Origin of the sequence: Methylobacterium radiodurans, from assembly GCF_003173735.1 — a bacterium.
Classification (GTDB): Bacteria; Pseudomonadota; Alphaproteobacteria; order Rhizobiales; family Beijerinckiaceae; genus Methylobacterium; species Methylobacterium radiodurans.
On the sequence record NZ_CP029551.1, the window covers coordinates 1,330,856 to 1,343,633 of the forward strand.

Below are 12,778 nucleotides of genomic sequence, written 5' to 3' on the forward strand. Positions count from 1 at the left end.
GGCGATGCCCGAGCCGACGGATCTCCCTCCCCCCTCTGCGGGGGAGGGTGGCCCTCGCGTCAGCGAGGGTCGGGAGAGGGGAACCCAGGTTCCGGAGAAGGCGCGGCCTTCATGCAAGGCGCAGCCCGATCCTGAGGCTGGGGTCCCCTCTCCCCCCCTGCTGCGCAGGGTACCCTCCTCCGCGGAGGGGGGAGGGAGGGCGTGGCGGGGCCTTGCCCTCGCTGCCGTACCGTTCGCCGCTAGTGCCGCCCTCTGGCTCGCCTGGCCCGCTCCTCTCCCGCCCCTCGATCTCGCGCCCGCGAATCTCCGCTCCACCATCGTCACCGACCGCGCGGGCCAGCTCCTGCGCCCCTTCGCCACCGCGGACGGGCGCTGGCGGCTGCCGGTCGCTGCCGCGGGCGTCGATCCGCGCTTCCTCGCCATGCTCACGGCCTACGAGGACCGGCGCTTCGCCGATCATGCCGGTGTCGATCCGGCCGCCCTCGCCCGGGCCGGCTGGCAGTGGCTGCGGCACGGGCGCATCGTCTCGGGCGGCTCGACCCTCGCGATGCAGGTGGCCCGCCTAGTCGAGCCCCGCCCCGAGCGCTCGCTCTCGGCGAAGCTCCGCCAGATCCGCCGCGCCCGCGAGCTCGAATCGAGCCTCGGCAAGGCCGGCGTGCTCGACGCCTACCTGGCGCTCGCGCCCTATGGCGGCCCGGTCGAGGGCGTTCGGGCGGCGGCGCTCGCCTATCTGGGGCGCGAGCCCGCCCGGCTCTCCACCGCCGAGGCGGCGCTCCTCGTCGCCCTGCCGCAGGCCCCCGAGGCGCGCCGGCCCGACCGCCACCCCGAGCGCGCCCGCCGCGCCCGCGACCGGGTGCTCGACATCGCCGCCGCCCGCGGCGTGATCACGCCGGCCGAGGCGCGGACCGCGAAGACCGAGCCGGTGCCGAGCGAGCGCCGCCCCTTCCCGATGCGCGCCGCCCACGCGGCCGAGGCGGCGGTCGCGGCCGATCCGGCGAGCCCAATCGTCCGCCTGAGTCTCGACGGGCGGCTCCAGGCGAGCCTGGAAGCGCTCGCCGCCGAGCGCGCGGCCGCCGCGGGGCCCGGCCTGTCGGCGGCGATCCTGGTTCTCGACAACCGCACCGGCGCGGTGCTGGCCCAGGTCGGCAGCCCCGGCTACCTGGACGCCTCGCGGCGCGGCGCGATCGACATGACGCTCGCCGTCCGCTCGCCGGGCTCGGCCCTGAAACCCTTCATCTACGCGCTCGCCTTCGAGAACGGCCTCGCCCATCCCGAGACCCTGCTGGAGGACAGGCCCGCGCGCTTCGCCGCGACCTACGCGCCGGAGAACTTCGATCTCACCTACCAGGGAACCGTGACGGCGCGGCGCGCGCTCCAGCTCTCGTTGAACGTGCCGGCGGTCGAGCTGTTGGAGGCGGTCGGGCCCGCCCGCTTCATTGCCCGCCTGCGGGCGGGCGGGGCGGGGATCATCCTGCCGCGGGAGGCCGCGCCCGGCCTGCCGGTGGCGCTCGGCGGCCTCGGCATCACGCTCACCGACCTCGCCCGGCTCTACGCGGGCCTCGCGCGCGGCGGCTCGGTGCCGGAGGTCGTCCGGCGGGCCGGCGCGGCGGCGCCCGAATCCGAGCGGCGCATCGCCGAGCCGGTGGCCGCCTGGTACGTCGCCGACACCCTGCGGGGCGCGCCGCCGCCCGAGAACGCGCTGCCGAACCGCATCGCCTACAAGACGGGCACCTCGTTCGGCTACCGCGACGCCTGGGCGGTCGGCTTCGACCGGCGGATCACCGTCGCGGTCTGGCTCGGGCGGGCGGACGGGGCGGCGGTGCCGGGGCTCGTCGGGCGGGGTGTCGCCGCGCCGGTCCTGTTCGACGCCTTCAGCCGCTTCGGCGGCGAGCCGGAGCCGGTCGCGCGCCCGCCAGGCACGCTCAGCGCCACGAGCGCGGCCCTGCCGCCGCCGCTGCGGCACCTGCGCGCCGACATCCCGCGGGCGCCGGGACAGGCCACGGCGCCGCTGCGGATCGCCTATCCGCCGGACGGCTCGCGCGTCGATGTCGGCCACGGCGAGGGCGCGCCGGCCGGCCTCGCCCTGAAGGCGCTCGGTGGGGTGCCGCCACTCACCTGGATGGTGAACAGCCTGCCCGTGGATGTGAGCGCCCGGCGGCAATCCGCCTGGGTGCCGGACGGCAGCGGCTTCGTGCGGATCTCGGTCATCGACGCGGCCGGCGGCAGCGACAGCGTCGTCGTGCGGGTCGAGTGAGCGATGCAACAGGCGATGCGAGATGCGGCTGCCGGACGCCGCCAACTTAACCCAGGATAGGCGTTCACACCTCCCTAACCGCCGCCGCTCTAGAACGGGCCCGTGAGGTCTGCCATGGCGTGGAAGGTGGGTGCCGCAGTCTCGGCGGCTCTGACGATGGGCATCGCGGTCTCGGTCGCTCAGGCGCCGGCGCCGCAGCGCGCCGCGTGGCGCGCCGAGTATCGTGCGCCCGAATCGATCCCGTTTCCGGAATCCAATCCCTACAGCCGGGTCAAGGCCGAGCTCGGTCGCCGGCTGTTCTTCGATCCCATCCTCTCGGGCGACCGCACGCGCTCCTGCGCGAGCTGCCACCAGCCAGACCTGGCCTGGACCGACGGGCTCCGCCGCGCGCTCGGCCGGACCGGTGGCGACATGGAGTTCCATACCCCGAGCCTCCTGAACCTCGCTTGGCAGGAGGGCCGGTTCGGCTGGGACGGCAAGTTCCGCGATCTCGAAGCGGTCGCCTTCGGGCCGATCAGCGCACCCGGCAACATGAACCTCAGCGCCGAGGAGGCCGTGCGCCGCCTATCGGCCGATCCCGGCTACGCCGCCGCCTTCGCGGGTGCCTTCCCGGATCCGGCGGTGACCCGCGAGCGAATCGAGGCGGCGCTCGCGACCTTCGAGCGGCTGATCGTCTCCGCGCCCGCGCCCTTCGACGCCTGGGTCGCGGGCGACGAGGGCGCCATCTCCGAGGCGGCCAAGCGCGGCTTCGACCTGTTCAACGGCCGGGCGAACTGCGCGGCCTGCCACAGCGGCTGGAGCTTCAGCGACGGCTCGTTCCACGACGTCGGCGTGGGCCGCGGCGAGGATGTCGGCCGCGGGCGGTTCGTGCCGACCTCCCAGGCGCTGCAATACGCCTTCAAGACACCGGGGCTGCGCGAGCTGCGCGGACGCGCTCATTTCATGCACGACGGCTCTCTCGACAGCCTCGCGGCGGTGATCGACCTCTACGACCGCGGCGGCATCGACCGGCCGAGCCGCTCCAGCGAGATCCGCCCGCTGAATCTCAGCGCCGCCGAGAAGGCCGATATCCTGGCCTTCCTCGACACGCTGAACGCCGGTGCCGCGTCATCGGTCGCCGTCGCCGACATCCCGGCCGCGGCGCCGAAGCCCTGACCGGCCCTATCGGAACAGCGGCAGGCAGGAGCCGAGAAGCGCGAGACCCGAGATCAGGAACAGGCCGCCGCAGGTCTCGCAGGTCGCCGCCCTCAGGCCCGCGCGGGGTGCGAGCGCGGCCAGCGTCGCACCGAGGCCGAGGCTGGCGAGGCTTGCAAGACCGATCATTCGGGATCTCCTCCGCGCGGCCCGAGCAGGCTGCTCGGCCGACCTTCTCCGACAAGCTCTGAGGAAAGCCTTACGTTCGGCCGGCGGCGGGTGCGGCTGTGGACAAGGCGACCGGCTGGACCGGCCTCGCACAGGCAGGATCCCGGCTTCTTCACGCTACTCACAGCGTTAACTGTTTCCCTAAGGAGGTCTTAACGCCACCTTGGCGATTAAGATGAACCCTCCGTAAATAGGGCCGTCCGCTTTCGACGGACTTACCTATTGCCGAGGCTTTCATGCGCTCGCCCCAGGGGTACGGGTCCCGGTTCGGTTTCGCCTCCCTCCTCGCCCTGCCCCTCGTCCCGATCGCGACCGAGGCCAGCGCCCACGTGAAGTGGTTCTGCGCCTTCGATGTCGCGGGCCAGCCCCGCGGCCTCGAGCAGGTGCTCTGCGCCGATTTCGAGTGGCTCGTGGCACTCTCGCTGCTCTGCCTGATGTTCGGCTGCCTCGCCGAGGGCACCCCGCTCGGCACCGCGCTGCTCAACGCCCTCGATCGGGTGACCTCGCGGGTCCGGGCCGACACCGAGACGCTGGTCCGGGCGACGCTCGGCTTCTTCTTCGTCTCGCTCTGGTCGCTCGGCGGCATCATCCTGACGCCGGAGCTGAAGACCGACGCCGCCTGGATCCCGTGGCTGCAGCTCGGCCTCGCCGCCCTGCTGATCTGGCGGCAGACGATGGCGCTCACCGGCCTCGGCATCGTGTTCCTGTTCGGCTACGCGACCTGGACCTACGGCGTCTTCCATCTGGCCGACTACCCGGTCTTCCTCGGAGTGGCCGCCTACCTCGTCCTCACCGGCACCGGCCGCACCCTGTTCGGCATCCGCCCCCTCGACGTGGTGCGCTACGCCGCCGCCGTCACGCTCATGTGGGCCTCCGTCGAGAAGTGGGCCTATCCGGACTGGACCGCGCCGCTGATCGCCGCCAAGCCGCAGATGACCATGGGCGCCTCGCCGGAGCTGTTCATGAAGGCCGCGGGCGTGATCGAGTTCACCCTGGCCTTCGCCCTGGTCTGGACGCCGCTGGTGCGCCGGACGAGCGCGGTGATCCTCGCGGCGGTGTTCATCTCGGCCATCTTCGAGTTCGGCAAGGTCGACGCAATCGGGCATTCCGGCATCATCGTGGTCCTGCTCGGCATCGCCGCCGACGACGCCCGCACCGCGGTCCGGGTCCGCGACGTGGCGCTGGCCCCCGCCTGGTACGGCGCGGCCCTCGCGGGCTTCCTCACCCTCTACTATGTCGGCCACGCCCTCCTGTTCGGGGCGCCGGCCGGGCTCGCCGGGGTGCCGGTGATCTGAGGCGAGAGCGGCCGGGCGCCGTCAGCGCCCGGCGAACATCGGGCCGAACACGTCCGTGACCCCGCTGATCGTGATCTGGGTCCCGACGCAGAGGAGCAGGAAGGCGAAGAGGCGCCCGAGCACGCGGGCGCCGACCGGCCCGATCAGGCGCACCACCCGGTCGGCCGAGGCGTAGAGCAGGGCGACCAGCAGCGCGACGCAGAGCGCGGCCGACGAGACCGCGACGTAGAAACCGAGCCGGTCCGCCATCGGTCCGGGTCGGTTCGAGCCCAGCGTGATCGCCACCGCGATGGTGCCGGGCCCGGTGGTGAAGGGCAGGGTGAGCGGGAAGAAGGCGATCTCGGCCAGCGCGTCCCGGCTGCGGGCCGCCTCTTTCGGCCCGACCTCGCCGCCCACCTCCGCCTGCTTGCGGGCCTCCCGCGCCTCCGGCCGGTTGAGCAGGCCCCAGGCGGAGGCCGCCACGACGAGGCCCCCGGCGATCCGGAGCGCGCCGAGCGAGACGCCGAAGAAGTTCAGTATCGGCGCCCCGGCCCACAGGGCGGCCAGCATCACCAGCGCGGCGTAGACCCCGATCCGCCGCGCCAGCTCGACGCGCTCGGCGTGGCTGTTGGCCGCCGTCACCTGCGCGAAGATCAGCGCCCCGCCCACCGGGTTGACGATGGAGAACAGGCTGGAGAGCGCGAACAGGAAGCTCTGGACGGCCGATTCGATGCTCATGCTGCGCGACCGCTCCAGTGATGATCCCCGTGACGCGGCCGCCTATAGCATCGCGGGCTCGGGTGCGGAGCGGGCGCCGGATCCGAACGGACGGATTCGCTGCGCACGCGACCTCGGTCTGGCCTCAATCCTGCTCGGCAGAGGGACTGTTCCCGGCCGGGCGGGGGCGTGCTAGCTAGCGCCTCAGATCCCTTGTGCGCCGGCTGTTCCGGCCGTGCGCGGCCGGCTGTGCTTCCCGCGTTCCCGTCGCATCCTCCTGTGAGGATCCCGATCACTCCAGCGAAGCGCCGGACAGGCCTGAGCCTCGATCACATCCGATGACGCAATCCGCCAATCCGAGCGTCCCGGCAGACCCCAGGGCCGCGGACCAGCCCGGCCCCGCGCCCGGTGCCGGGCCTGCCCCGACCGAGACCCTGACGACCCCCGCGGGCTCCCTCGACGACGAGACCGGCCACCGGCCCGCGGGCTTCTGGGGGCTCGTCGTCGGCTCGGTCGGCGTCGTCTACGGCGATATCGGCACGAGCCCGCTCTACGCCTTCCGCGAGGCCCTGGGGCCGTCCCGCTCCGACAACATCCTGCTCGCCGAGGAGGTGCTGGGCACCGCCTCGCTGATCCTCTGGGCGCTGTTCCTGATCGTCACGGTCAAGTACGTCGTCATCCTGCTGCGCATGGACAACAACGGCGAGGGCGGCATCCTCTCGCTGATGGCGCTGGCCCGCAAGGCGCTCGGCGGCTCGCGCATCGTGCTGACGCTGGGGCTTCTCGGCGCCGCCCTGTTCTACGGCGACGCGGTGATCACGCCCGCCATCTCCGTGCTTTCCGCGGTGGAGGGCCTGAAGCTCGTCACCCCCGCCTTCGAGCACTACGTCTTGCCGATCACGGTGGTGATCATCGTGGCCCTGTTCTTGGTCCAGAGCCGGGGCACCAGCAAGGTCGCGGCCTTCTTCGGGCCCGTGATGGTGGTGTGGTTCCTGGCGCTCGCCGCCGCCGCCCTGCCGCACATCGCGCGCAACCCCGTGGTCTTCGCGGCCTTCAACCCGTGGTACGCGGTGCACTACCTGCTCGGCCACGGCAGCGGCGCGCTGATCGCGCTCGGCGCCGTCTTCCTGGCGGTCACGGGCGCCGAGGCGCTCTTCGCCGATCTCGGCCATTTCGGGCGAAAGCCCATCCAGGTCGCCTGGATCGGCCTGGTCTTCCCTTCGCTCGCCCTGAACTATCTCGGCCAGACCGCCCTCGTGCTGGAGAAGCCCGACACCTCGGACCCGTTCTTTCAGCTCGTGCCCGAATGGGGCCTGCTGCCGATGGTGATCCTGGCCACGCTCGCCACCGTCACGGCGAGCCAGGCGGTGATCACCGGCGCCTTCTCGCTCTCGCGCCAGGCGATCCAGCTCGGCCTGCTGCCGCGCATGGAGATCCGCCACACCTCCGAGTCGCATTCGGGCCAGATCTACCTGCCGCAGATCAACACGCTGCTGCTGCTCGGCGTCGTGGCGCTGGCGGTGGTGTTCCGCACCTCCTCGGCGCTGGCCTCGGCCTACGGCATCGCGGTCACCGGCACGATGCTGCTCACCGCCACCATGACCTATCTGGTGATGTGGCGGATGTGGCACTGGTCGCCCCTCCTGTCGGCGGCGGTGATGCTGCCCTTCATCGTGATCGAGTTCCTGTTCCTGCTCTCGAACCTGTTCAAGGTCTTCGAGGGCGGCTACGTGCCCCTGATCCTCGCGGGCGGCCTGATCGTGCTGATGTGGACCTGGGTGCGGGGCGTCACGATCCTGTTCAACAAGACCCGCAAGACCGACGTGCCGATTCAGGAACTCGTCGGCATGCTGGAGAAGAGCCCGCCCCACCACGTGCGCGGCACCGCCGTCTTCCTGACGAGCGATCCCGAGATCGCCCCGGCCGCGCTCTTGCACAACCTGAAGCACAACAAGGTGCTGCACGAGAAGAACGTCGTGCTCACCGTGGAGACGGTCGACACCCCACGCTCGAACGAGGCCGACAAGGTCCGCATCGAGCCGATCGGGCCGCACTTCTACAAGGTGGTGATGAAATTCGGCTACATGGAGACGCCGAACATTCCCAAGACCCTGACGCTGCTGCGCCGCCAGGGCTTCAAGTTCGACATCATGGCGACGTCGTTCTTCCTCTCGCGCCGCTCGATCCGGCCCGCGGCGCATTCCGGCATGCCGCTCTGGCAGGACCGCATCTTCATCACGCTGGCCAAGAACGCCAACGACGCCACGGACTTCTTCCAGATCCCGACGGGGCGCGTGGTCGAGGTCGGTACGCAGGTGACGGTGTAGGGCTCCGCTCTCCCTCCCCCCTCTGCGGGGGAGGGTGGCCCGCGAAGCGGGTCGGGAGAGGGGAGCGACGCTTCAGGGTTGGGCTGTGCCCTGCATGAAGGCCGCGCGTGTGCCTGAAACTGGGGTCCCCTCTCCCGACCCCTGCTCACGCAGGGGCCACCCTCCCCCGCAGAGGGGGGAGGGAGAGTTACGTGGTTCAGGACCGCGCCGCCGCCCGCGTCCGCTGGCCCTCGCCCGCATCCACCGCCACGCGGCACTCGGCGCTCAGGCTGGCGCGCTGGGCGCGCAGGCAGGTCTTGATCGCGCCGACATTCGGGATGGCGGAGGCGCACAGGCGCATCACGTCCGGCGTGCATGCGGCGCGCTGGGCCGCGCTGGGCTCGGCCAGCGCCGGGCCAGCGGCCAGGAGGGCGATGAGGGTGAGGGCGCCGAGTGCCTTCATGATCTCAGGACTTTCCGTTCGCGATGCTGGTTGCGCCGTTCCGCGGCGCCGTAGGATGGCGGTGAGCAGGTGATCGAATGCTTGCCGGATCGGACAGCCCCGGGCCTTTCCTGTTGATGGCCTGGAATCGTCTTACGGCCGAGCTTGTGCTGCTTCGATAACGCGGGGCATCGGTCGCGGTTGCCTCGGCCGTTGCCGGGACGGTCGCTCGCCCGGGTCGCGGGTCTCACGGCATGGCGTGTGCGGAACGTCACATACCATGCGCTGGGCGCCGGCCTCGTGCTTCGTGCGGCCTCATGCCCGCGTTGCCCGGCGACATCGGCATGTCTAGAACGCTTCTTATTCTGACCTGAGAGCGCGCACCGGGGGGGCGCCGCGATCCGGCCCACGGGCCGTGCCGCGGCCGGCCCTCGTCCCGGCTTGCCCGGAAATCCGGGTGGCCCGGACCCCGCGGGCGCCGCGCCGGTTGGATCCATCGAGGCCCGTCCCCGAGGCGGGGCCGTCAGCGCTCGCGCGCTGCGGGCGAGAAGGACGAAGCGATGATCAAACTCACCGTGAACGGAGCGCCGCGAAGCTTCGACGGCGATCCCGACATGCCGCTCCTCTGGTACCTGCGCGACGAGCTCGGCCTCGTCGGCAGCAAGTTCGGCTGCGGCGCCGCGCTCTGCGGCGCCTGCACGATCCATCTCGGCGGCACCGCCGCCCGCTCCTGCGTCACCCCGGTCTCGGCGGCCGAGGGCCAGGAGGTCGTGACGATCGAGGGGCTCTCGCCCGACGGCAACCACCCGGTCCAGGCCGCGTGGCGCGACCTCAACGTCGCCCAGTGCGGCTACTGCCAGTGCGGCCAGATCATGCAGGCGGCCGCCCTGCTCAAGGACACGCCGAAGCCCTCCGACCAGCAGATCGACGAGGCGATGAGCGGCAACATCTGCCGCTGCGGCACCTACCCGCGCATCCGTGCGGCGATCCATCAGGCCGCCGGTCAGGCGCCCGCCAGCAAGGGAGAGCGCCTGTGATCCACGAACTCAAGATGATGGCCGAGCGTGAGAGCGGCGCCGCCGCGTCAACCCCGATCCTGGCCAATGCCAGCCGCCGCGGCGTGCTGGGCGGCCTCGGCGCCCTCGTGCTGGCGCTCTCGCTCTCCGACCGGGCGCGCGCCGACGAGGGCCAGACCGAGGAGCAGAAGGCCAAGAAGTTCGGCGCCGACGGCATGCCGCACGGCTGGCGCGACGACCCGAAGATCTTCGTGGCCATCGCGCGTGACGGGACCGTCACGGTGACGAACCACCGCTCCGAGATGGGCCAGGGCGTGCGGACCTCGGTCGCCCTCGTGGTGGCCGACGAGCTCGATGCCGACTGGGCCAAGGTCAAGGTCACCCAGGCCTACGGCGACGAGGAGCGCTTCGGCAACCAGGACACCGACGGCTCGCGCTCGCTGCGCCACTTCTTCCAGCATTTCCGCCACGTGGGCGCCGCCGCGAAGCTGATGCTGATCCAGGCCGCCGCCAAGCAGTGGGGCGTGCCGGCCTCCGAGGTCAGGGCCGAGAACCACCAGCTCCTCCACGCCAAGTCGGGCCGCAAGCTCGGCTACGGCGACGTGGCCGAGGCCGCCGCAGCGCTGGCCGTCCCGGCCCGCGAGAGCGTGACGCTGAAGGACCCCAAGGCCTTCCGCTACATCGGCACCGGCAAGATCGGGCTGATCGACAACCACGACATCACCACCGGCAAGGCGGTCTACGGGGCCGACATCAAGCTCGACGGGATGCTCTACGCCGTGATCGCCCGCCCGCCGGTCTACGGCGGCAAGGTGAAGAGCGTGGACGATGCCGAGACCCTGAAGGTGCCGGGCGTCGTCAAGACGGTTCGGATCGAGGGCGGCGAGATCCCCTCCGAGTTCATGCCGCTCGGCGGCATCGCGGTGATCGCCAAGAACACCTGGGCGGCCATGAAGGGCCGCGACGCGCTCAAGATCACCTGGGACGACGGCCCGAACGCAACCTACGACACCGACGCCTTCCGCAAGGAGCTGGAGGCCGCCGCCCGCCAGCCCGGCAAGGTGGTGCGCAACCAGGGCGACGTGGACGGGGCGATGGCCAAGGCCAAGTCGCGCCACGAGGCAGAGTACTTCGTGCCCCACCTCGCCCAGGCGCCGATGGAGCCCCCGGCCGCGGTCGCGCGGGTGAAGGACGGCCGGTGCGAGGCCTGGGCCTGCACACAGGGGCCGCAGGCGGCGCACGACCGCCTGATGAAGCGGCTCAACCTGCCCGCCGACAAGGTGCGGGTGAACGTGACGCTGCTCGGCGGCGGCTTCGGCCGCAAGTCGAAGCCCGACTACGTGGTCGAGGCGGCGCTCTGCTCCCAGGCCGTTGACGGTGCCCCGGTCAAGCTGACTTGGACCCGCGAGGACGACCTGCACCACGGCTACTACCACACGATCTCGGTCGAGCGGATCGAGGCGGGGCTTGATGAGAAGGGCATGCCGGTGGCCTGGCTCCACCGCTCGGTCGCGCCGACCATCGGCTCGATCTTCGCGCCCGACCCGAAGCACGAGCTGCCGTTCGAGCTCGGCATGGGGCTCGTCAACAACCCGCTCAACATCAAGAACATCCGCCTGGAGAACCCGGCGGCGCCCGCCCATGTCCGCATCGGCTGGTTCCGCTCGGTCTCGAACATCCCGCACGCCTTCGCGATCCAGTCCTTCGTGGCCGAGCTCGCCCACAAGGCGGGCCGCGACCCGAAGGAGTACCTGCTGGAGCTGATCGGACCGGCCCGCAAGATCGACCCGATCGAGATCGGCGACGTCTGGAACTACGGCGAGGACCCGAAGCGCTACCCCATCGAGACCGGGCGCCTGCGCCGGGTGATCGAGGCGGTGGCGGACGGGGCCAAGTGGGGCCGCAAGCTGGAGAAGGGAAGCGGGCTCGGCATCGCCGGCCACTACAGCTTCGTCACCTACACGGCGGCGGCGGCCGAGGTGGAGGTCGATGCCAAGGGCGAGGTGAAGGTCAACGCCATCGACATCGCGGTCGATTGCGGGCCCCAGGTGAACCCGGAGCGCATCCGCTCGCAGATGGAGGGCGCGGTGATCATGGGGATGGGTCTCGCGCTCACCTCCGAGATCACCTTCAAGGACGGCCGCGCGCAGCAGAACAACTTCGACGGCTACGAGATCGTCCGGATCGACGCCGCCCCGAAGGAAGTCCGCGTGCACATCATCCCGTCCTCCGGCTATGACGGCCCGCTCGGCGGCGTCGGCGAACCGGGCGTGCCCCCGATCGCGCCGGCGATCGCCAACGCGGTCTTCGCCGCGACCGGCCGGCGCGTGCGCCAGCTGCCGATCCGCGCGCAGGCGACCAGCGCTTGAGGCACCAGCGGCTGATCGGGGAGCCGCAGGGCTGCACGGAACGTTGATGGGCCGCGGGATCGAGGGATCCCGCGGCCCCTTTTTTGTCTTCCGAGAGGATCGTTCGGGATGAAGCGTAACGCGTGGCTCGCGGCGGCCCTGGCCTGCACCCTCTGCGCTCCGGCGCTGGCCTCGCCGTGCTCGCAGCGGATCGACGCCCTGTCGAAGCAGGTGCGGGGCGAGGCGACCGAGGCGATCTCCGCCTCCACCAGCGGCAAGGAGACGGCGGCGCGGCGCGAGGGCGAGGGCGTCACGGGCACGGCCGGCGGCAGCGATCCGCGCGCGGCCCCCGCCGACAAGGCGGCCCAGGCCGGCAAGGGCGGGGACGCGGCGCAGCAGGCCAAGGTCGCCCTCGACGAGGCCCGCACCGCGGATTCCAAGGGCGATTCCAAGGGCTGCGAGGCCGCGGTCGCGCGGGCCGAGCAGGCGTTGAAGGCGGCGCCCTGAGGGGCGCACGTCCGAATCGGCTCCAAATTAGCGCGTCGCCGGGCGCGGGTTCTCTCGCCCCGCCGCGACTAGGCGGTCATCCGTGACGGGGCTTTGCGCGCCCTCGTCCCGGTGCAGCGAAGATCCTGCCGGGGCGCCGCAATCCCCGGGGGCGGCCTGAGAAGGGGGAGGGTTCCGGGGAGGAGCGGGCGGACCGCTCGCCCCGGAGCTAGGGCCTTGTGGTCGGGGTTCGGGGCGCTGCGCGCCGCCTCTGCACCCGACCGGCCGCGTCGCGGAAGGCGGCGACGTCGTCTAGGCGTTGACGGCGAGCGCGTGCTCGTTGCCGTTGATGCCGGCGCAGAGATCGTCGATCTCGGTGAGGTCGAGGGCCTCGCCGGTGTGGCTGGCGATGGCGTCGATGAGGTGATCCTGGCGTGGATCGAACGGATGCCCCTGCATCCGGTAGAACTGGTAGTAGCGCAGGGCTGCCAGAACGGTATCGCGCTCGCGGGCGGTTACGGTGAAGTTCTGCATGGGTCTTCTCGTCCCCCTGTGGCTTCAACGAGCCTGGGC

At 71.7% G+C, this 12,778-nt stretch carries 11 protein-coding genes; 7 read left to right on the forward strand and 4 right to left on the reverse strand.

From position 1 onward, the window contains the following. Positions 1–4 precede the first annotated feature (4 nt). A complete protein-coding gene (gene pbpC / locus DK427_RS05935) occupies positions 5–2,254 on the forward strand; it encodes a penicillin-binding protein 1C (protein WP_109950451.1) in 2,250 nt (749 codons plus the stop codon). A gap of 114 nt (positions 2,255–2,368) precedes the next feature. Beyond that, complete coding sequence (locus DK427_RS05940) at positions 2,369–3,409, forward strand: cytochrome-c peroxidase (protein ID WP_109950452.1); 1,041 nt, start codon at positions 2,369–2,371, stop codon at positions 3,407–3,409. A 6-nt stretch (positions 3,410–3,415) separates the two neighbouring features. On the opposite strand, the gene DK427_RS26655 is transcribed toward DK427_RS05940, so the two are convergent. Then, on the reverse strand, positions 3,416–3,577 hold the full coding sequence (locus DK427_RS26655) for a hypothetical protein (protein ID WP_204165278.1): 162 nt from the start codon (positions 3,575–3,577) through the stop codon (positions 3,416–3,418). A 275-nt stretch (positions 3,578–3,852) separates the two neighbouring features. On the opposite strand from DK427_RS26655, the gene DK427_RS05945 reads away from it, so the two are divergent. After that, on the forward strand, positions 3,853–4,911 hold the full coding sequence (locus DK427_RS05945) for a hypothetical protein (RefSeq protein ID WP_245930818.1): 1,059 nt from the start codon (positions 3,853–3,855) through the stop codon (positions 4,909–4,911). Between the two features lie 21 nt (positions 4,912–4,932). Here the strand turns inward: DK427_RS05945 and DK427_RS05950 are convergent, their stop codons facing one another. Next, complete coding sequence (locus tag DK427_RS05950) at positions 4,933–5,628, reverse strand: MarC family protein (protein ID WP_109950453.1); 696 nt, start codon at positions 5,626–5,628, stop codon at positions 4,933–4,935. 317 nt (positions 5,629–5,945) lie between these two features. Between DK427_RS05950 and DK427_RS05955 the strand changes: the two genes are divergently transcribed. Continuing rightward, entirely contained in the window at positions 5,946–7,934 is a 1,989-nt protein-coding gene (locus tag DK427_RS05955) for a potassium transporter Kup (protein ID WP_109950454.1), read from the forward strand. Positions 7,935–8,130: 196 nt separating this feature from the next. Here the strand turns inward: DK427_RS05955 and DK427_RS05960 are convergent, their stop codons facing one another. After that, positions 8,131–8,376 carry a hypothetical protein gene (locus tag DK427_RS05960; RefSeq protein WP_109950455.1) on the reverse strand — a complete coding sequence of 82 codons (246 nt, stop codon included), beginning with the start codon at positions 8,374–8,376 and terminating at the stop codon, positions 8,131–8,133. Between the two features lie 539 nt (positions 8,377–8,915). On the opposite strand from DK427_RS05960, the gene DK427_RS05965 reads away from it, so the two are divergent. The 3 genes from DK427_RS05965 (at position 8,916) to DK427_RS05975 (ending at position 12,226) form a co-directional block, all read left to right on the forward strand. Continuing rightward, the gene (locus DK427_RS05965) at positions 8,916–9,392 is read left to right on the forward strand and encodes a (2Fe-2S)-binding protein (protein ID WP_109950456.1); all 477 of its coding nucleotides are present in this window, start codon (positions 8,916–8,918) and stop codon (positions 9,390–9,392) included. Continuing rightward, the gene (locus DK427_RS05970) at positions 9,389–11,740 is read left to right on the forward strand and encodes a xanthine dehydrogenase family protein molybdopterin-binding subunit (protein WP_109950457.1); all 2,352 of its coding nucleotides are present in this window, start codon (positions 9,389–9,391) and stop codon (positions 11,738–11,740) included. Before DK427_RS05965 ends, DK427_RS05970 begins: the two co-directional genes overlap by 4 nt. Before the next feature lie 108 nt (positions 11,741–11,848). Continuing rightward, entirely contained in the window at positions 11,849–12,226 is a 378-nt protein-coding gene (locus tag DK427_RS05975; protein WP_109950458.1) for a hypothetical protein, read from the forward strand. Positions 12,227–12,517: 291 nt separating this feature from the next. Here DK427_RS05975 and DK427_RS05980 read toward each other — a convergent pair whose 3' ends face one another. Then, on the reverse strand, positions 12,518–12,739 hold the full coding sequence (locus DK427_RS05980; RefSeq protein ID WP_109950459.1) for a hypothetical protein: 222 nt from the start codon (positions 12,737–12,739) through the stop codon (positions 12,518–12,520). Positions 12,740–12,778: the final 39 nt, after the last annotated feature.